The organism is Bacillus sp. m3-13, from assembly GCF_000175075.1.
GTDB classification, from domain to species: Bacteria; Bacillota; Bacilli; order Bacillales; family Bacillaceae_I; genus Sutcliffiella_A; species Sutcliffiella_A horikoshii_C.
The window spans coordinates 15,904-34,249 of sequence record NZ_ACPC01000014.1 but is presented as its reverse complement, the minus strand read 5'-3'; the positions used below and the strand labels follow the sequence as shown (position 1 = coordinate 34,249).

The 18,346-nt window shown below is 39.4% G+C and carries 20 protein-coding genes; 3 read left to right on the top strand and 17 right to left on the bottom strand.

The window, feature by feature from the left end:
• Nucleotides 1-5: 5 nt before the first annotated feature.
• Together M313_RS0106320 and M313_RS0106315 are read right to left on the bottom strand one after the other, a co-directional pair.
• Nucleotides 6-365 (bottom strand): response regulator, encoded by a 360-nt coding sequence (locus M313_RS0106320; protein ID WP_010193477.1) that lies wholly within the window; start codon nucleotides 363-365, stop codon nucleotides 6-8.
• Nucleotides 366-470: 105 nt separating this feature from the next.
• Nucleotides 471-1,181: a cytochrome c biogenesis CcdA family protein gene (locus tag M313_RS0106315; protein WP_010193473.1), complete on the bottom strand. Its 711-nt coding sequence runs from the start codon at nucleotides 1,179-1,181 to the stop codon at nucleotides 471-473.
• A 227-nt stretch (nucleotides 1,182-1,408) separates the two neighbouring features.
• Between M313_RS0106315 and M313_RS0106310 the strand changes: the two genes are divergently transcribed.
• A complete protein-coding gene (locus M313_RS0106310) occupies nucleotides 1,409-1,570 on the top strand; it encodes an aspartyl-phosphate phosphatase Spo0E family protein (protein ID WP_010193472.1) in 162 nt (53 codons plus the stop codon).
• Nucleotides 1,571-1,674: 104 nt separating this feature from the next.
• On the opposite strand, the gene M313_RS0106305 is transcribed toward M313_RS0106310, so the two are convergent.
• The 7 genes from M313_RS0106305 to M313_RS0106275 all read right to left on the bottom strand — a co-directional run bounded on the left by M313_RS0106305 (nucleotide 1,675) and on the right by M313_RS0106275 (nucleotide 9,313).
• Nucleotides 1,675-3,474 carry an ABC transporter ATP-binding protein gene (locus tag M313_RS0106305; RefSeq protein ID WP_010193471.1) on the bottom strand — a complete coding sequence of 600 codons (1,800 nt, stop codon included), beginning with the start codon at nucleotides 3,472-3,474 and terminating at the stop codon, nucleotides 1,675-1,677.
• A gap of 3 nt (nucleotides 3,475-3,477) precedes the next feature.
• Nucleotides 3,478-5,226: an ABC transporter transmembrane domain-containing protein gene (locus M313_RS0106300; protein WP_010193470.1), complete on the bottom strand. Its 1,749-nt coding sequence runs from the start codon at nucleotides 5,224-5,226 to the stop codon at nucleotides 3,478-3,480.
• Nucleotides 5,227-5,355: 129 nt separating this feature from the next.
• Nucleotides 5,356-5,574, bottom strand: a complete 219-nt coding sequence (locus tag M313_RS0106295) for a YneF family protein (RefSeq protein WP_010193468.1) — start codon at nucleotides 5,572-5,574, stop codon at nucleotides 5,356-5,358.
• A gap of 92 nt (nucleotides 5,575-5,666) precedes the next feature.
• Nucleotides 5,667-6,098, bottom strand: coding sequence for a sporulation inhibitor of replication protein SirA (gene sirA, locus M313_RS0106290; RefSeq protein WP_010193467.1), 432 nt, complete (start codon nucleotides 6,096-6,098; stop codon nucleotides 5,667-5,669).
• 165 nt (nucleotides 6,099-6,263) lie between these two features.
• Complete coding sequence (tkt, locus tag M313_RS0106285; protein ID WP_010193466.1) at nucleotides 6,264-8,270, bottom strand: transketolase; 2,007 nt, start codon at nucleotides 8,268-8,270, stop codon at nucleotides 6,264-6,266.
• Between the two features lie 92 nt (nucleotides 8,271-8,362).
• The gene (locus M313_RS0106280; RefSeq protein ID WP_010193465.1) at nucleotides 8,363-8,593 is read right to left on the bottom strand and encodes a DUF896 domain-containing protein; all 231 of its coding nucleotides are present in this window, start codon (nucleotides 8,591-8,593) and stop codon (nucleotides 8,363-8,365) included.
• 45 nt (nucleotides 8,594-8,638) lie between these two features.
• Nucleotides 8,639-9,313 carry a YneB family resolvase-like protein gene (locus M313_RS0106275; protein ID WP_010193463.1) on the bottom strand — a complete coding sequence of 225 codons (675 nt, stop codon included), beginning with the start codon at nucleotides 9,311-9,313 and terminating at the stop codon, nucleotides 8,639-8,641.
• A 138-nt stretch (nucleotides 9,314-9,451) separates the two neighbouring features.
• Here M313_RS0106275 and lexA point away from each other — a divergent pair, with 138 nt between their 5' ends.
• Complete coding sequence (lexA, locus tag M313_RS0106270) at nucleotides 9,452-10,063, top strand: transcriptional repressor LexA (protein ID WP_010193459.1); 612 nt, start codon at nucleotides 9,452-9,454, stop codon at nucleotides 10,061-10,063.
• 39 nt (nucleotides 10,064-10,102) lie between these two features.
• Here the strand turns inward: lexA and M313_RS0106265 are convergent, their stop codons facing one another.
• The 8 genes from M313_RS0106265 to hflX all read right to left on the bottom strand — a co-directional run bounded on the left by M313_RS0106265 (nucleotide 10,103) and on the right by hflX (nucleotide 17,543).
• Nucleotides 10,103-10,726, bottom strand: a complete 624-nt coding sequence (locus M313_RS0106265; protein ID WP_010193456.1) for a DUF421 domain-containing protein — start codon at nucleotides 10,724-10,726, stop codon at nucleotides 10,103-10,105.
• 107 nt (nucleotides 10,727-10,833) lie between these two features.
• Entirely contained in the window at nucleotides 10,834-11,772 is a 939-nt protein-coding gene (locus tag M313_RS0106260) for a nucleoside hydrolase (protein ID WP_010193454.1), read from the bottom strand.
• A 70-nt stretch (nucleotides 11,773-11,842) separates the two neighbouring features.
• Complete coding sequence (locus M313_RS0106255) at nucleotides 11,843-12,076, bottom strand: phage holin (protein ID WP_010193452.1); 234 nt, start codon at nucleotides 12,074-12,076, stop codon at nucleotides 11,843-11,845.
• 20 nt (nucleotides 12,077-12,096) lie between these two features.
• Entirely contained in the window at nucleotides 12,097-12,498 is a 402-nt protein-coding gene (locus M313_RS0106250) for a hypothetical protein (RefSeq protein WP_010193450.1), read from the bottom strand.
• Nucleotides 12,499-12,622: 124 nt separating this feature from the next.
• Nucleotides 12,623-13,957: a type I glutamate--ammonia ligase gene (glnA, locus tag M313_RS0106245; RefSeq protein WP_010193448.1), complete on the bottom strand. Its 1,335-nt coding sequence runs from the start codon at nucleotides 13,955-13,957 to the stop codon at nucleotides 12,623-12,625.
• 68 nt (nucleotides 13,958-14,025) lie between these two features.
• The gene (locus tag M313_RS0106240) at nucleotides 14,026-14,430 is read right to left on the bottom strand and encodes a MerR family transcriptional regulator (protein WP_010193446.1); all 405 of its coding nucleotides are present in this window, start codon (nucleotides 14,428-14,430) and stop codon (nucleotides 14,026-14,028) included.
• Nucleotides 14,431-14,993: 563 nt separating this feature from the next.
• On the bottom strand, nucleotides 14,994-16,262 hold the full coding sequence (locus M313_RS0106235; protein ID WP_010193444.1) for a methionine gamma-lyase family protein: 1,269 nt from the start codon (nucleotides 16,260-16,262) through the stop codon (nucleotides 14,994-14,996).
• 12 nt (nucleotides 16,263-16,274) lie between these two features.
• The gene (hflX, locus tag M313_RS0106230) at nucleotides 16,275-17,543 is read right to left on the bottom strand and encodes a GTPase HflX (RefSeq protein ID WP_010193443.1); all 1,269 of its coding nucleotides are present in this window, start codon (nucleotides 17,541-17,543) and stop codon (nucleotides 16,275-16,277) included.
• Between the two features lie 175 nt (nucleotides 17,544-17,718).
• Here hflX and M313_RS0106225 point away from each other — a divergent pair, with 175 nt between their 5' ends.
• Nucleotides 17,719-18,327: a trimeric intracellular cation channel family protein gene (locus M313_RS0106225; RefSeq protein WP_010193441.1), complete on the top strand. Its 609-nt coding sequence runs from the start codon at nucleotides 17,719-17,721 to the stop codon at nucleotides 18,325-18,327.
• Nucleotides 18,328-18,346: the final 19 nt, after the last annotated feature.

The window sequence follows — 18,346 nt, the reverse complement described above, 5'->3', positions numbered from 1 at the left end:
TACACTTAACCTAACACTCTTTTAACAGCTTCCAATACCCTGCTCTCATCAAAAGGCTTTACAATGAAGTCTTTTGCACCTGCTTCAATTGCGTCTACAATAAGGCGCTGCTGCCCCATGGCTGAGCACATAATGATTTTTGCTTTCGGAAAGTCTTTCACTATTTCACGAACAGCTTCAATACCGTTCATTTCAGGCATCGTGATATCCATCGTTACAAGATCAGGCTGGTGATCTCGATAGAGTGAAACCGCATCTTTTCCATTCTCTGCTTCACCGATAACAGTGTGGTTAGATTTAGTTAAAATGTTCCCAATTGTTAGTCTCATAAACTTTGCATCATCCACTACTAAAACGTTGGCCACCACAGAGCCCTCCTTATGTCCTAAAAAAAAGTTGTAATTTTCCTTTATTCCCAATTTTAACTTTACTCTTTTCGGACATAAGAATCAACTAAAATATCACACAATTTAAAATCCTTGAAATCCTCCTGTAATAGCTGTGAGCCAGATAATAATTTTAGTCATCCAATTAAAGAAAAGCATTACTCCCAGTATTATCATCGCATATCCACCAATTTTCATAATTAGCGTATGGTTACGTTTAATCCATCCCATCTTTCCAATGAAAAATGAAAGAATAAAGAATGGAATAGCAAATCCTAATACATAGGCTAGCATGTAATACATACCTGATGATGGATTATTAATCGACATCGCAATTACCGCCCCAAGAATAGGCCCGGAGCAAGGCGTCCATCCGGCAGCAAAAGCCATTCCTATCAAAACAGTCCCAATATAACCGGAAGGTCGGTTTTTAAATGCAAACTTTTTATCTTGCATTAAAAATTTCGGTTGGAAAACTCCCAATATTACCAAACCAAAAAAGATGATTAAGATGGCACCAACTTGCCTAATTAGATCCTGGTATTGCAAAAAGAATCTACCTAAAAAAGTTGTACTAAATCCTAATGCAATAAAAATCAGAGAAAATCCAACTAAAAAGAATAACGTATGTAAAATACTTCTCTTTTGCAGCATTCCTTTTTCTTCTTTTAACTCCCCTACAGATACCCCTGTTATATAAGAAAGAAAAGCAGGGTAAATTGGCAAGGTACATGGAGATATGAAAGAAAGTACTCCAGCCCCAAATGCCAAGAATAACGTTAGATCTCCAGACATATAATCACTTCTCCTACAAAAGTATATCTATAATAGTATCAAAAAATCAGTTAAAACAAACCATCTGTTGATAACATTCTATGTCGAAACCGTGACAGTATTGTCTAGTTATTTTTCACTAGTTTAACAATTATTAAAGTCCCATTAACTTGAAGTTTTTCTTTGTATTGCCTCCTAAATTCTAGTATAATGATGTTACGAATTGGAAGAAGGAAGGATACTCAACATTGGCTACTAAACACGAACTAATAGAACTAATTGAAAAAAAGCGATCTGAACTGATTGATATTGTCGCAAAGTACGGAATGTCCTCTTCTAAGACACTAAAGCTCAGCCAGGAACTGGATACTTTACTAAATAAGTATAACCATATCATTGTACCTAAATAATACATAGAGCTTTTAACAGGCAAAACCCCTTCTAAACAATGAGAAGGGGTTTATTTTTAAAACAAAAAATACACGGCCAATTAAAACAGCCGTGTACAATTTAATTAAGGGTGAATGACCGCATCTTCCACCTTTTCAGGACTACCGTTTTGAAGAAGATACATTTTGTAATACAAACCTTCTACATTCAATAATTCTTGATGTGTTCCTCTCTCGACAATTTCTCCTTGATGCAAAACTAAAATTTGATCAGCGTCTTGGATAGTAGAAAGTCGATGAGCAATCGCGATGGTCGTTCGTCCTTTTCTCATTTTTTCAAGAGCTGTCTGGATTGCTTCTTCTGTTTCAGTATCAATGTTTGCCGTTGCCTCATCAAGAACTAGAATTTTTGGTTTTGTTGCAATGGTTCTTGCAAAAGCCACCAGCTGCCTTTGACCACTAGAGAAGGTCGCTCCTCTTTCGACTACTAATTGCTCATATTGGTCTGGTAATTTCTTAATAAAAGAATCTGCCTGAACAAATTCAGCCGCTTCTTTTATCTCTTGATCTGTTATGGATGGATCATGCAAGCGGATATTATGATTGATGGTACCATAGAAAAGGAATGGATCTTGAAGTACAAGCCCCATGTTCTTTCTAAGCTCCTGATCTTCGAAATACTTTAATGGGAACCCGTCAATAAGAACTTCCCCTCTTTCAATCTGATAAAATCTCATTAGCAGGTTGATGATAGAACTTTTCCCACTGCCCGTATGGCCGACTAAAGCAACTGTTTCCCCAGGTTTTGCTGTAAAAGATATATCCTTTAATACATCACGTTTTCCATCATATGAAAATGTTACGTTTTTAAATTCGATTTCCCCAGATGCAATAGATGGTGCGCTTAGTGACTTTTCCGCTGTTGGTGCTAGTTCCTTTTCATCAAGAAGATGGAAGACCCTTGAGGCGGATACTATAGCCTGTTGGTACATAGACAGCCTCATCATCATTTGATTAACCGGTTCAAAGAATCTCCCCAAGTAATTGACAAATGCATAAAGGACTCCTATTTCTATCACGTTACCAATCGATGATATTCCAAAATAACTCAATACCAAGATTAACGAAAGTACATAGACAAAATCAATAGCAGGGCGAAGCAAGAGTCCGTCAAGCTTAATATTTTTCACTCCAGCCTGGTAGTGCGCTTCATTAATTTCTGCAAATTCCTTGCGAAGGCGTTTCTCTTGTCTGAATACTTGAATGATAGACATACCTTGTAAGGATTCATTCAGTTTGGCATTCAACTGACTGAGCCTTTCTCTCATATCCGCATAAAATCTGGAGCTGAAATGTCGGTACGTGGCCATGATTGCGAAAATGATCGGGATGATCAGCAAACAGAAGATGGCCAATTGCACATTCAATAGAAACATTGCTATAAAAATTCCAATTAAGAACACGCCATTTTGGACGAATGTCGAGATAACACTTACAAACATATCCTTGATTGCCTCTGTATCATTAGTAACTCTTGAAACGATACTTCCTCCTGGGGTTTTATCAAAGAACTTCAATCCAAGTTTCTGTACTTTTGCAAAAATATCAATACGCAGTTCTTGTATTATCTTTAACGATATCTCTTGAAATTTTAACAGTTGAAAGTAAGTAATGATTACTTTTGCGATCAAGATCCCGATATAAAGCGAAGCAAGGGTGACAATAGGACCTGTTTCCATCACTTGTGGTGTTAAATAATCATCAATGAACACTTTAATGATTAAAGGCCCAACTATTTCACCGATCGTTGCAAGGACTAGTAAGCTGAAAGCAAATATAAATTGTTTAGTGTGCGGTCTGGCATACCCCAATAATCTCTTTAAAACCTGCCTTTGTTCTTTTGCTGTTATTGTCTGATTGTTCATCTCTTAACCCCCATGCTCCACAAGGGATTCCAATGCTTGACGATGATACATATTCTTATACCAACCTTCCTCATCCATTAGCTGCCCATGTGTCCCCGTCTGCACGATGTGCCCATTTTCTAAAACGATAATTGTTTGTGCATGCTGGATGGCACTTAATCGATGAGAGGTTATAATAGTTGTTTTTCCTTGACGATTTTCCTTAAGTGCATGCAAGATGCTTTCCTCTGTTTTTGCATCAACAGCGGAAAGAGAATCATCGAGTATTAAAATTTCGGGATCCATTAGCAAGGCCCTAGCAATGGATAATCGTTGTTTTTGTCCACCCGATAAGGAAACTCCACGTTCTCCAACCATTGTCTGATAACCGTCAGTAAACTGAATAATATCTTCATGGATATTTGCCAGTTTCGCTGCCTGAATGATTTCTTCAAATGTTGCTTCAGGTACTGCAAAGGCGATATTATCAGCAATGGTGGCAGAGAATAGAAAGTGATCCTGTGGAACATAGCCAATCGCTTTTCGCAAAGCTTCTAACCTGTATTTTTTTATAGAAGTTTCACCAATCAGGATTTCCCCTTTTATACCGTCAAATTCCCTGATCAGCATCTTCAATAAAGTTGTTTTCCCACTACCAGTCTTTCCAACTACTCCAAGTGTCTGACCTTGAGTTACGTGTACATTAATGTCTTTTAACAAAGGTTCTTTTTCGGTTGGATATGTAAAACTTTGCACGTTGTACACAATATCACCGGTTGGAACTGTCTCGATTGCTCCTTCGGTATCTTTTATATCAACTTCCTCTTTCATCAGGGCTGTTACACGGTCGTAAGAAGCCCTGCCGCGTTCTACAATGTTGAAAAGCCAGCCAAATGCAAGCATCGGCCAAATCAACAGACCAAGATAGGTAGTGAATGCAATTAGTTCCCCAATTGTCAGTTCCCCTGTCATGACATATTTAGATCCAAAGGCGATTGCAAGGAAAAAGGAGACGCCAATCACCAACCCAATTGTAGGGTCAAACAGGGAGTCTATTTTTGCCACCGTTACATTTTTTTTCACCACGTCTTCTGCCTGTTTTTCGAACTCAACTATTTCTTCTTTTTCTTGCCCGAAGGTTTTGACCACTTTTATTCCATTAACACTTTCTTGTACTTTATCATTTAGAGAAGAGAATGCAGCTTGTGCCTTATGGAATGTTTTGTGAAGCAGCGTTCCGTAATAGTTGGTTGCTAAAGCCATGAGCGGAAGAGGAATAAGGCAGATTAGCGTCAATTTCCAACTGATCGTCGCTGCCATGGCAATTAGAACAAATCCTCCAGTCATTAAGGAATCAACAAGAGTTAAAACCCCCGCTCCTGCGGTCTGTTGGATAGCTTGTAGGTCATTCGTCGAATGTGCCATTAAATCCCCAACACGTCTCCGTTGATAAAAACTTGCCGACATTTTCGTAAAATGCTCATACAAATTATTGCGAAGTAATCTGGCAAGTCTTACTGCCGGACCGAAAATCATGATTCGCCATAGATAACGCAAGATGTAAACAATAACGGCGGTACCAAGAAGAATCAGCATCAGTTGCAGAATAGTCTCCCTTGTAAGCGTACCTTCCACAATGTGATCGACCGTCATTCCTACAATTCTTGGCGGAATCAGTTCTAGGAATGCTACAAAAGCAAGAAGAAGCACCCCTGGCATGTATGACTTCCTTTCTTGTTTAAAAAACCACCAAAGGTCTTTGAAAATACTCATGATCTTTCCCCCGATTTTTTATCTGCGTTCAACTATAACAGTTTAGCAAATATTCAAATTTTTAGGAAGATACTTTTTGTAGTGATTTTTTTCTAAAAAGAAAAAGCACCCATAGTGAGTGCTTTTCATTTATTTCATTTGTTTATTCATCGCAGACATCATCTGATTAATTTTCTTTTGGGATGGTTTCATTCCCATTTGCATCATCATCACGCGAAGCATTTGCTCATTAATTGGTGGATTTTTCTTTAGGTAAGTCATCATGTACTTACGAGCGATGAAAAATCCTAGTGCAACCCCAGCAATCAATGCTAGAACTACAATAAGAATCCAAATCCATGTTTCCATTAAAAAATTTCCTCCTCAAAACTAGGTCTACCAATGTAGTGTACTAAACTAAAACCTATTATACAACATTTTCCGATAGATTTCTCCACCAATTAAACAAATTTTCTCTGTTTAATTGGTTGGAGCCAACCATAGCGATTTGAGCTGGCGTCTATTGCAAGAAAATATGGAGCTTGTTTACGTATAATTTCAAAGAAGATTGCCTCTGCTTCAAATGATCCCTTCGAAGAAAGCTTTAAGTACTTTTCGAATATGGATAGCTTTGCTGTGGAATCTTCTCTCTCTATTTTATGCTGATAGGCCACTCTTTTGTAACCTTCCTTGTTCTTTAAGGCCTGCTCTAATGATTGTTGAAGTGGAAAGGTTGGGACTGGGAGCGTAACATAATCAACTTGCCGTTTAATAATGGAGCGAAGCGGTTCCTCTTGTTCGTATTGCTGAAAAAGCTGGAAAAGTTTTAACTCATTACCAGAGTAATGTTTAGCTACTTCTTCCTCTATCAAATAAATCATATATTCACGCAAACGAAACCCTCCAGTCACTTCTTTTCTTTTATTATAGAGAATGATAGAGCAGAGTTTTGTCTTATAGTGTAGTTGACAAGGGGCTATTTTTAGCAATTATTGTCGAATGCATAAAAAAATGAGCATTACCTTGTAATTAGGTAATACTCACTTTTTTTAACATGCTTATTTATCTAACAACGCTTTAACACGTGCAACTACATTTTCAGTAGTAAAACCGTATTCTTTCATGATTCTTTCGCCTGGTGCAGATGCGCCGAATCCGTTGATGGCGAGGATATCCCCTTCATCACCAGTATAACGCTCCCACCCTAGTGGAGTAGCCATTTCAATTCCAAGGCGTTTCTTCACGTCTTTCGGTAATACAGAATTTTTGTATTCTTGGGATTGTTGTTCAAAGCGATCCCATGAAGGCATACTTACGACAGACACATGAATACCTTCTTGTTGTAATGCTTTTTGAGCATCCACAGCAAGACCAACTTCAGATCCTGTTGCAAGGATAAGTGCATCAGCAGTTTCTTTTTCAGTTTTGGAAATGACATAAGCACCTTTACGCACACCTTCAAGTGCCGTCTCATCTGTCCCTTTAATAGTAGGCAGGTTTTGACGTGTTAACACAAGTGCTGTTGGTGTCTTTTCGGATTCTAATGCCACTTTCCATGCTGCAGCCGTCTCGTTACCGTCTGCAGGACGAATAACACAAAGGTTTGGCATTGCACGTAATGATGGAAGTTGTTCAATCGGTTCATGTGTAGGTCCGTCTTCTCCAACTGCAATGGAGTCATGCGTGAACACATAGGTTACAGGCAACTGTTGAAGTGCCGCTAATCGTATAGCTGGACGCAAGTAATCGGAAAATACGAAGAACGTTCCACCGTATACTTTTAGACCGCCATGTAACGCCATACCGTTCATAGCTGCACCCATTCCGAATTCACGAACACCAAACCAAATATTGCGACCGCTATAATCTTCTGCAGTGAAGTCAGCTTCGTTTTTAATATTCGTTTTGTTTGAACCAGCCAAGTCAGCAGATCCACCAAAGAAGGAAGGTACTTGTTTGGCAATTGCGTTCAGAACCTCACCAGATGAAGCACGGGAAGCTAAGCTTTTTCCTTCTTCATAGACAGGAATCTCAGAATCCCATCCTTCAGGAAGTTCACCTTTCATCGCTGCTTCAAGTTGTTTTCCAAGGTCTGGGTATTTTGATTTGTAAGCATCAAACATATCATTCCATTCCGCTTCCACTTTTGCACCTTTATCTGCAACTGTTTCACGGAAATGAGTGTAAACTTCTTCCGGAACATGGAAATCGTTATCAAATGTCCATTTATACGCTTCCTTAGTCAGTTTCAATTCATCTGAGCCTAGTGGTGCACCATGAACATCTGATTTACCTGCACGGTTTGGTGAACCGTAACCAATGGTAGTTTTTACTTCAATCATGGTTGGACGGGAAAGGTCACTTTGTGCTTCTTCCACCGCAGCAGCAATTTCTTCTAAATTGTTTCCATCTTCCACGCGGATATATTGCCAGCCGTATCCTTTGAAACGCGTTTCAATGCTTTCAGAGAAAGAACGATCTAAGTCACCATCAAGCGAGATATCATTAGAATCGTAAAGAACAATGAAACGGCCCAATTTCAAGTGAGAAGCTAGAGAAGCAGCTTCTCCAGAAACACCTTCCATCAAATCCCCATCTCCACAAATGCTGTATGTAAAGTGATTTACAAGTTCCATATCTTCTTTGTTATATGTAGCTGCCAAGTGGCGCTCTGCCATAGCCATTCCAACACCCATTGCAATACCTTGTCCAAGCGGACCAGTTGTTGCATCTACACCAGGCGTGTGACCAACTTCAGGGTGTCCTGGAGTTTTGCTTCCCCATTGACGGAATTCTTTTAAATCATTCATAGATACGTCATATCCGCCTAAATGTAAAAGGCTATAAAGTAACATGGAACCGTGACCTGCAGAAAGTACAAAGCGGTCTCTATTAAACCAGTTCGGATTCTTAGGGTTGTGGTTCATAAATCTTGTCCATAAAGAATATCCCATAGGTGCAGCACCCATTGGCATTCCTGGGTGACCAGAGTTTGCCTTTTCAATTGCATCGATAGATAATGTACGGATTGTATTAATGGAAAGTTGATCTATATGTTGTGTCATCTTATCCACCCTTTCTCTCTTTAACTTATTTTTTCATGGAAAAATTCTATTTTATCATAAATAGTATGTTCCAATGTTCTGAAAAAAAGCGATTAATGCTTTAAATTCTTTTTAGTATCCTTTAATTTTTCTGGAGTGACATCATTTCCTTCCGGATCCACGATTGTAACACCTTGCAAAGTATTTTCCATGGAAGCTCGGAATGTCTTGATATACTCTTGACGAAGCTTTTGTTGTTCAGCTGTCTCTTCCTTTGTAAGGCCTTCACTTTTGGCCTTTTTGGAAAGTGCATTGATTCTTGCTATTTTTTCTTTTGATAACATAGAAAACTCCTTCTTTCATCCTTGTGAAGATATGCTTTTATCTTACTAGAGAGGTTCTTTTTTTACAAGCAAACCGGTGTCGTTCTCTTCTATATACTCCCGATAGCGTCTATTTACTGTTGCTTTAGAAACTTCATACCCAAGCCCTCTCAATGTGGCAGCGATTTCATGAAAAGTGAGTTTATTTGTACGCAGTCTGACTATCTCTTCAATCGGCACCTCAATTTTCTCGCGGCCAGGGCTCATATGGAGGTTTGTCAGGTTTTTGGTGGGGTCATACCCTCTTTTAACCGCACGTTGCATGCCTCTTTTTATTTTCAAATTATGTAGCTTTCTTTGGTATTCCTCAACAATTGCCACAATATCCATAACCATCGAATCAGAATCAGATAATCTCAGTTCTCCATTATCCGTTATAGAAAATATCTTAATTTCGTGTTTTCTCAACCAATGTAAAAAAGCGATTTTTGCATTCCCTCTGCCAAGCCTTGTTTCATCCTGAATTAGAAGGACATCAATATGTTGACTTGAAATAAGCTCGATTATTTGAAAAACCCCTTCACGATCCAAATCATATCCGCTCGCCTGTTCCTCCACTATCTCAATGATTTCGATATCTCGGTTTGCCGCTAAGGAAACTAATTCTTCCCTTTGCCGGGACAATGACGTTTCTTGTGTATCTTTTTTGGTACTCACACGACAATAAATGATTCCCTTCATGTATGATTTCCTCCATCATTCTTTTAAACTATTATTATCAAGCGAACGTATATTCTTGTCAATAATTCGAACTTATGTTTGTATTTTATACCAAAACATGCTATACTATCACTAATATAAATGATAGAGGTGCGGAATATGAAACTATCAAAAAGGCAACAGGACATATTAGATTACATAAAAAAAGAAGTCCAAGCAAAAGGATATCCACCTTCCGTCCGTGAAATTGGGGAAGCAGTTGGACTTGCTTCTAGCTCCACGGTTCATGGTCATCTTGCACGACTAGAAAGCAAAGGTCTCATACGCCGAGACCCTACTAAACCGAGAGCCATTGAGATTATGGAAGACGAACTGGTACCTAAGATATCTGCAGTTAATGTTCCAATCATCGGTAAAGTCACTGCGGGTCAGCCAATTACAGCCATTGAGAACGTAGAGGACTACTTTCCGCTTCCTGACCGCTATGTGGCACCAGACGAACAAGTTTTCATGCTTGAGGTTATGGGGGATAGCATGATCGAAGCCGGGATCCTTGATGGAGACTATGTTATCGTTCGTCAGCAGCAATCCGCTAACAATGGAGACATCGTCGTTGCCATGACAGAAGAAGATGAGGCTACTGTCAAACGCTTCTTTAAAGAAAAAGACTATATCCGATTACAACCGGAAAACTCTACATTAGAACCGATCATTGTCCGAAATGTGAGCATTCTTGGTAAAGTAATCGGAGTATATCGTAATATCCATTAAAAAAGCCGTATATCGGCTTTTTTATTTTCATCAATTTAGTTAATCAAGGGTTTCACTGGGACGTTCTTTTAGTTTATGGTTTCCATTCTTCACTTCGGTAAATAGATTTCCCTCTTCCTCTTTTTCAATACGGCTTGGTTTGCTTGAGGGATTAATCATTGTTTTTAAGAGTTGAATTTCTTGATAGAGGAGACTCCATTCCTTCTTTGTTATCGGCTTTGCTTGATCGGTTAACTCAAATCCTAACTGACCGTTTGGCTCTAAAGTAGCCCATTTAACATCACTTATACTAGATATACTATTTTGTCTAAGCTTCATCTCCAATTGGTCAATGGTAAATCTCAATTTCTTTAATGTTTTTTCATTTAATTTTCCATTTTCTATTAGCATCTTGGATTTACCCGTAATTAACTTTTCAAAAATGTCGGATTTTAGTTGTAGGAACTCCATTAACACTAGTGTTACTACTAGAGTAATACCCACACCAAATGTTACCCAAATACTTTTGCCTGCCAAAGGTTGAATTAACAGAGAACCAATTCCAATCATGATTACCACTTGAGCTAAAGTCATTTGCGAAATGGACTTTCTGCCTGCAATTCTTAGTAAAAATGTCCCTATTATAGTTATTAAAACCGCTTTCCAAATCCAATTCAAATCCATTACTTCACCACCCCATCGAATTATTATGTTTTTATAATAATCCCGTCGCTGTTTTTTATTCAGCAATAAATAGAAGGGGGTAATCAGTTATTTAATTTTACATGTTTTTATTGGCTTGCGTCTCTCAAGTTCACCTCAATAAAGTCATTAATAAAATCATTATAATCAAAATCCATAGCTATATAATGCTCGCGTTGTGGTTGCTTATATACCATCCTTAAATCAGCTATACTTTGCCCTCTGTTCCCGTCAACAACTGCAACCCTTACATCTCTTTGGATAGTATATGTTTTATCCTTATTTAATAGATAATAAAGAGTGAATACATCATGCACCGGTGAACCATCTATACCTGGCATCACTTGGTCGTAGAATGTAGCATAATAATTGGTGACAGCTGGAATAAGATATTTGTACGGACTGCTAGTTTGATCAAAAATGAATGTCGCTATATCCCTAGTAACTATGGCCCTGTTTGTTACATTTAGTGGCGTTATATATACCTTTTTCGCTTTATTCAAAATTACAGAGGTAGCAATCGGGTCTCCCCAAAAGTTCGCTTCCGCCACATCTGTTACATTACCAGGAACCATGAACGCTCCACCCATAAGATATACCTCTTTAACCTGATCCATAAGTTCAGGTCGTAAGTTAAATGCAAAAGCAAGGGATGTTTGTCTACCCACATCCACAATTACAATGTCTTCTATATTTTCCTCGATAATCTCGAACATTAACTCAAAAGGACTAACCTCAGCTTTGAATTCTTCAGGCGGTATTATCGGTCCTAATCCCTGTGGTCCATGTATCTCAGGATAAAAAACCGTGTGAATACCACTTAAAGGCTGTGAAGTTCCCCTCACTACGGGAATATCTGATCTACCTGCAAGCTCTAAAAGGAAGGAGGCATTTCTTGTTGCATCAAAAACAGAAACATTGCCATACCCTGTTACAATCCCCAACAGTTCTATTTCTGGATGAAGCAATGCATAAATAATCGCTAAAGAGTCATCAATTCCTGGGTCTGCGAAAAGCAGTACTTTCATTTTTCTTCACCATCCACACTATATAAATAACAAAAAACCAAGGTGATATCACCTCGGCCGAGCATACACACTACTTAATTCTGCTTCTAGCTTTCTCTGACCAATCATTATCCTTCCACCAAGCAACGAGCGCCGCCACGGCAGTCCAAACTAAACTGAATAATTGCTCCAACTGAGCTTCTGTAAAAGGTAATGGCGATTTTCCATAAACTACGAGTAGCTGATTAACAAGAGCAAATGCTAGAAACACGATTCGGAACCATGCACCTTTAGAAACCGGTCTAATCTGTTTCTGCTCTGACATCTCTCCATCCCCCTCTTAAATTATTTCGGTGTAAGCGGCTTTACGGAAATAGCTAACGATGAACTAGTTACTAAACAACCTTCCAAGTCCTTTTCCTTGATCAAATTAAGTTGGATAGCGGCTTTGATTTTAGCATCATCCGGCTTTTTAACCGTCTTTATCAGTTCTGTCATTCTCAAATCCTCAAGCTTTTGAACAGTATCATCGGAATATTTCTCCGATTTCCTAACCTGTCTTTGCAGCTTGTATCCTCCCATCACAACTTCTGCTTTTTCATCTTCTCCAAAGCTTTTGTCAAAATAAAGATGAAATCGTTCTTTTAGTTCCTCCATCTGTTTTTCTATTTCTTTCTTTTGCTTATTGCACTCATAATACTTTTCAATCATTTCAGCAGTCACAGTTGGATAATTCACCTTTGCCATATAGCCACTCCCTTGTACACTTACTAGTAAAGCTTATTTGTTTGAAGTGGATAATATGACAGGACAAAAATCTCAATTCCACAAAAAAACCTCCGCACGTTATGTGCGAAGGTTTTTGAATATCTTAGTATTGAGTTAAATATTGATCTCTTTCCCATGGGTGAACCTGTGTACGGAACATATCCCACTCGATTTCTTTTGCTTCGATGAAGTGCTCAAGTAAATGCTCACCTAAAGCAGCTTGGATAACTTCATTTGATTTTAATTCTTCAAGTGCAGCATAAAGTGTTGCCGGAAGGTCAGCGATGCCAGCAGCGACACGCTCTTCTTTGTTCATCACATAGATGTTGCGGTCGATTGGTTTTGGAGCTTCCAATTTGTTTTTAATGCCGTCTAGTCCAGCTTTTAATAATACAGCCATAGCAAGGTATGGGTTTGCTGCAGGGTCTACACTACGAACTTCTACACGAGTGGAAATACCACGAGAAGCCGGAATACGAATTAATGGGCTACGGTTACGAGCAGACCATGCAACATAACAAGGTGCTTCGTATCCAGGTACTAGACGCTTATAAGAGTTTACAGTAGGGTTAGTTACTGCAGTGAAAGCTGTCGCGTGCTTAATGATACCTGCGATAAAGTGTCTTGCATTATCGCTTAATTCTAAGTCACCGTTAGCATCATAGAACGCATTTTCGCCGTCTTTGAATAAGGAAAGGTTGCAGTGCATACCAGAACCGTTCACTCCGAACAATGGTTTTGGCATGAATGTTGCATGCAATCCGTGTTTACGAGCGATTGTTTTTACAACAAGCTTGAATGTTTGGATGTCATCACAAGCTTGAATTGCGCTTGCATATTTGAAATCAATTTCATGTTGTCCTGGAGCCACTTCATGGTGGGAAGCTTCAATTTCAAAGCCCATTTCTTCAAGCTCAAGAACGATATCACGGCGGCAGTTTTCACCAAGATCCGTTGGAGCAAGGTCGAAATATCCACCTTTATCATTTAATTCTAAAGTAGGTTCGCCTTTTTCATCTAATTTAAATAGGAAGAACTCTGGCTCTGGTCCAAGGTTGAAATCGGAAAATCCTAGGTCTTCCATTTCCTTTAACATACGCTTTAAGTTTGCACGAGGGTCTCCATCGAATGGCGTTCCATCTGGGTTGTAGATATCACAGATGAAGCGTGCAACTTTACCTTTTTCAGAAGTCCAAGGGAAAACTACAAATGTGTCAAGATCAGGGTATAAGTTCATATCAGATTCTTCGATACGTACGAATCCTTCGATAGAAGATCCGTCAAACATCATTTTGTTATCCAAAGCTTTTTCTAACTGACTTACAGGGATTTCCACATTTTTGATTGTCCCTAGGATATCCGTGAATTGTAGACGGATGTATTTTACATTTTCCTCCTGGACGATACGTTTGATGTCCTCGTGTGTGTACTTAGCCATAATAAAGTTCCTCCTCAAATTTTCTACTCTTATAGTTTTAATAAAAACTTACCAAAAAACTCAAAAAATTAATGGAAAAATCGGGACATGTCTCCTTGACGAAGACTCGTTCGATTATATCTTCCAGCTTGCATCATTTCGGCACGCAATAATTTGCGTAATTGGTCATCCGACAATTCAGGCTTAACAGCTTCTTTCGTAACCTCTTCTGAAGGAACCTCGTTAAGCTGTTGCTTGACTGTCATCAACTGTTTGATGCCAGCAATGTTCACTTTTTGTTCAATGAGGTTTTTAATCTCTAATAGAGTGTCCACATCATTGAAGGAAAAAAGTCGGCGATTGCCTTCTGAACGAGCAGGAAATACCAGCTCATTTTCTTCATAATATCGGATTTGTCGAGCTGACAATTCCGTTAGTTGCATGACAATTCCTATTGGAAATAAGGGCATCGAACGTCTAATATTGTCACTCACTACAAATCCTCCTTTCATCATTCCCTATGAAGTTACTCTTAGTTTATGCGATGTTAGATAATCTGTCAAGAACATGTTAGGTTTTCTAACATCATTTTTTTATTTTCTAAGAATAATTAAGGGATGGATAAGGAAAGTAGTTCAGTTCTATGTAATAGGGATATTGGTCCCCTTTATCTAATACCACTTACAATCATTTGAAAACATATAAAATAACTTTTAAAAATTTTATAGTTAGGAAGCACTGTGTGATTGTTCTTTCCATATTGAAACAGAGATTGTAAATTGCATGAAGACCATCTCCTAACCATTTTCCGCCTTACTCAGATCTTCATCTGGCTCATGAAGACTTCTCCTGTCCATTTTCCACCTCATTCATGTCTTCATCGACCTCATGAAGACTTCTCTTCACCCTTTTCCGCCTCACTCAGGTCTTCATCGACCTTATGAAGACTTCTCTTCACCCGTTTCCGCCTCACTCATGTCTTCATACTTTAAACGCCAGTAAAACATTTCCATAAAAACAAAAAAGCCCAGGGTAACAACCCCCTAGGCTCAAAAAATTAACTATCCAATAACCCCTTACTAATCAAATGATCCACCGCACTGCACACTGCAATTTTCACATGCGAATACGTCAAGCCCCCCTGGACATACGCCACATACGGTGCTCTGATCGGACCATCTGCCGTAAGCTCAATACTTGCACCTTGAATAAACGTGCCTGCAGCCATAATGACGTCATCTTCATATCCAGGCATATAGTTGGCATATGGCGTAACATGAGAATTGACAGGTGATGCATATTGAATTGCCTGACAAAAGGCAATCATTTTTTCTTTATCATCAAATTGCACAGATTGTATCAAGTCCGTACGGTGTGCATCCCAGCTTGGGGAGGTATTCATCCCAAGCTCTTCTAAAAACGCAGCAGTGAACATAGCGCCTTTCAACGCTTGGCCGACTACATGGGGAGCAAGGAAGAAGCCTTGATACATTTCTTGCAGACTGTATAGGCTCGCACCAGCCTCCGCGCCAATCCCAGGGGAAGTCATCCTGTAAGAACAAGCTTCCACCAACTCTTTTTTTCCGACGATATATCCGCCTGTTTTAGCGATACCTCCACCAGGATTCTTAATTAGAGAGCCTGCCATTAAATCTGCCCCAATATGGCATGGTTCTTCAAGCTCCACGAATTCCCCGTAACAGTTATCCACAAACACTACCACGTCTGGTTTGATTTCCTTAACAAAACGGATCATTTCTTTAATTTCTTCTATTGTAAAAGAAGGTCTTGTAGCATACCCCTTTGAACGTTGTATGCCAATCATTTTGGTGGAAGGCGTTATTGCATTGCTCACAGCTTCCCAGTCAATTCCACGATTATTCTTTAGATCAATGGTTTTATAGCCAATATTGTATTCTTTCAAAGAGCCCACGCCACTTCCGCGGATTCCTACAATTTCTTCTAATGTATCATATGGCTTTCCAGTGATATAAAGTAGTTCATCTCCCGGTCGTAACACCCCAAACAGAGCGATCGAGATTGCATGTGTGCCCGAGATGATTTGTGGTCGCACCAGTCCCGCTTCCCCACCAAATACTTCCGCATAGATTTTCTCAAGCGTATCTCGTCCAATGTCATCATATCCATATCCAGTGGATGGAATGAAATGAGAATCACTTACACGATTCTCCTGAAAGCTTTTTAGAACTCGGAATTGATTGGTTTCCACGCCTGCATCCACTTCCCGAAAACCTTCTTGAAGCTTTTCTTCTATTTTACGTACGATTGGTTCAATGACTTCCCCGTGTTGTAATAAATGGAACATTCTTAATCTCCTCTATTTCTTCATTCTTTGCTGAATGACAGAAGCCAATTTTGAGTTATCAAAATAATACCCTTGTAATTCATAGCTTTCTGTCTCTTCGGTAAATTCCATAGTTGAAAGGACGGTTTCTTGCTTTAATTGTGCAATCATTTTCCCTTCCGAAGACGGCACAACAATATGATAGGGCTCCATCTGAACTTTGATGAGCGATTCTATCTTATTGATCAATAAGGTGATGTCCATAGGGTCTAAAGCACTAATATGCAAAATTTCTTGATTATAAGCAGGCGTGAACCCTTCAGCGGTCTGATCCTTCTTATTATAAATGGTTAATACAGGAACACCTTCCACTCCAAGTTCCTTCAGCAGTTTGTCTACCGTTTTTTCATGGTTGACGTGATCGGGACTGGAGCTATCAACCACATGTAAAATCAGGTCAGCTTCCGTCACTTCTTCCAGTGTAGAACGGAATGCCGCGACAAGCGAGGTCGGCAGGTCTTGGATAAAACCTACAGTGTCAGTCAGAAGGGCATTAAATCCAGAGGGCATCATGACCTTTCTTGTTGTTGGATCGAGTGTTGCAAATAATAGGTTTTCCTCAAACGTACCCGCTTCCGTCAGACGATTGAAAATGGTTGATTTACCCGCATTGGTATATCCGACCAACGAAAGTTGAAATGCTTGATTTCTTTTTCTGCGCTCACGATATCTTTCTCGATGACTGACAATCGAAGTTAACTGTGTTTTGATATCCACAATTCTTCTATTAATATGTCTGCGATCGGATTCTAATTTCGTTTCACCAGGTCCTCTTGTTCCTATTCCTCCTCCAAGACGGGACAGTTCCACACCTTTTCCGCCAAGGCGGGGTAATAGGTACTGAAGTTGAGCCAATTCTACTTGAAGCTTACCTTCTTTTGACTTGGCACGCTGAGCAAATATGTCTAAGATCAACTGTGTGCGATCAATAATTCTGGCATTAAGTATTTTGGAGAGGTTCCTGTTTTGACTTGGTGCCAGTTCTCCGTTAAAGATAATAATTTCAGGTTCTAATTCTTCTTCAAGTTGGACCAACTCTTCTAATTTCCCTTTACCTATGTATGTAGCAGGGTGAACCCGTTCTCTTTTTTGAGTTAAGGAGACTAAAACTTCTCCGTTGGCCGTTTTGGTCAGGGATGCTAATTCATCCATCGAATAGAAGAATGCTTGATCGTCATCTTTTGGCAACTGACAGCCAACTAGAATGACTCTTTCCATGTCTTTCTTTTGCGTTTCGTTCAAATGCGTAACCCCTTTTTCTAAAATATTGTTAGGAATGGTTGTATAAGTTCCTTAATCATATCAAAATATGCGTTTTTTCTCTATTAAATCCTCTAAAACTATTGCATTCAGCTGGATTTCTATATAAAATCAGGAAGGCTTTATGAATCTTGTATTATTTTGATGGAGTGATAGCATGACTTGGGAAGTTTTCAGCATCATCGGGACCATCGCATTTGCTATAAGCGGAGCGATTGTAGCGATGGAAGAAGAGTATGACATACTCGGCGTTTATATATTAGGAATAGTGACAGCTTTTGGAGGCGGAGCAGTTCGAAACCTCCTCATCGGGGTTCCAATCTCCGCGCTTTGGGAGCAAGGAATGCTGTTTCAAGTTGCCCTGGTCGCAATGACAACAGTCTTCCTTTTTCCAAATAATTTATTAAAGCACTGGAGAAAGTGGGGCAATTTCTTTGATGCGATCGGTCTTGCTGCCTTTGCCATCCAAGGGGCATTGTTTGCAACAGGCATGAATCACCCAATTAGCGCAGTAGTGGTCGCTGCAGTATTAACCGGGAGCGGCGGCGGTATCATCCGTGATCTACTTGCAGGCAGAAGGCCACTTGTACTAAGAGCGGAAATATATGCAGCTTGGGCAATCCTCGCCGGCATAATCATCGGCTTTGGAATTGCAAGCTCCCCAGTTCAACTTTATATTCTTTTTGTAGGAATTGTTTCTTTACGTGTCTTATCTTACACGTACAAATGGAGGTTACCTAACCGAAGTTTACAAAGTGCTGCTTAAATCAGGAGGTGTATTTGCC

What these genes read in the sequence shown, in the direction of transcription:
- M313_RS0106315 (WP_010193473.1), bottom strand. Translation starts at nt 1,181, where the DNA reads ATGTCTGGAGATCTAACGTTATTCTTGGCATTTGGGGCTGGAGTACTT.
- M313_RS0106305 (WP_010193471.1), bottom strand. Translation starts at nt 3,474, where the DNA reads ATGAACAATCAGACAATAACAGCAAAAGAACAAAGGCAGGTTTTAAAG.
- M313_RS0106300 (WP_010193470.1), bottom strand. Translation starts at nt 5,226, where the DNA reads ATGAGTATTTTCAAAGACCTTTGGTGGTTTTTTAAACAAGAAAGGAAG.
- M313_RS0106295 (WP_010193468.1), bottom strand. Translation starts at nt 5,574, where the DNA reads ATGGAAACATGGATTTGGATTCTTATTGTAGTTCTAGCATTGATTGCT.
- tkt (WP_010193466.1), bottom strand. Translation starts at nt 8,270, where the DNA reads ATGACACAACATATAGATCAACTTTCCATTAATACAATCCGTACATTA.
- M313_RS0106280 (WP_010193465.1), bottom strand. Translation starts at nt 8,593, where the DNA reads ATGTTATCAAAAGAAAAAATAGCAAGAATCAATGCACTTTCCAAAAAG.
- M313_RS0106275 (WP_010193463.1), bottom strand. Translation starts at nt 9,313, where the DNA reads ATGAAGGGAATCATTTATTGTCGTGTGAGTACCAAAAAAGATACACAA.
- lexA (WP_010193459.1), top strand. Translation starts at nt 9,452, where the DNA reads ATGAAACTATCAAAAAGGCAACAGGACATATTAGATTACATAAAAAAA.
- M313_RS0106265 (WP_010193456.1), bottom strand. Translation starts at nt 10,726, where the DNA reads ATGGATTTGAATTGGATTTGGAAAGCGGTTTTAATAACTATAATAGGG.
- M313_RS0106260 (WP_010193454.1), bottom strand. Translation starts at nt 11,772, where the DNA reads ATGAAAGTACTGCTTTTCGCAGACCCAGGAATTGATGACTCTTTAGCG.
- M313_RS0106255 (WP_010193452.1), bottom strand. Translation starts at nt 12,076, where the DNA reads ATGTCAGAGCAGAAACAGATTAGACCGGTTTCTAAAGGTGCATGGTTC.
- M313_RS0106250 (WP_010193450.1), bottom strand. Translation starts at nt 12,498, where the DNA reads ATGGCAAAGGTGAATTATCCAACTGTGACTGCTGAAATGATTGAAAAG.
- glnA (WP_010193448.1), bottom strand. Translation starts at nt 13,957, where the DNA reads ATGGCTAAGTACACACACGAGGACATCAAACGTATCGTCCAGGAGGAA.
- M313_RS0106235 (WP_010193444.1), bottom strand. Translation starts at nt 16,262, where the DNA reads ATGTTCCATTTATTACAACACGGGGAAGTCATTGAACCAATCGTACGT.
- M313_RS0106225 (WP_010193441.1), top strand. Translation starts at nt 17,719, where the DNA reads ATGACTTGGGAAGTTTTCAGCATCATCGGGACCATCGCATTTGCTATA.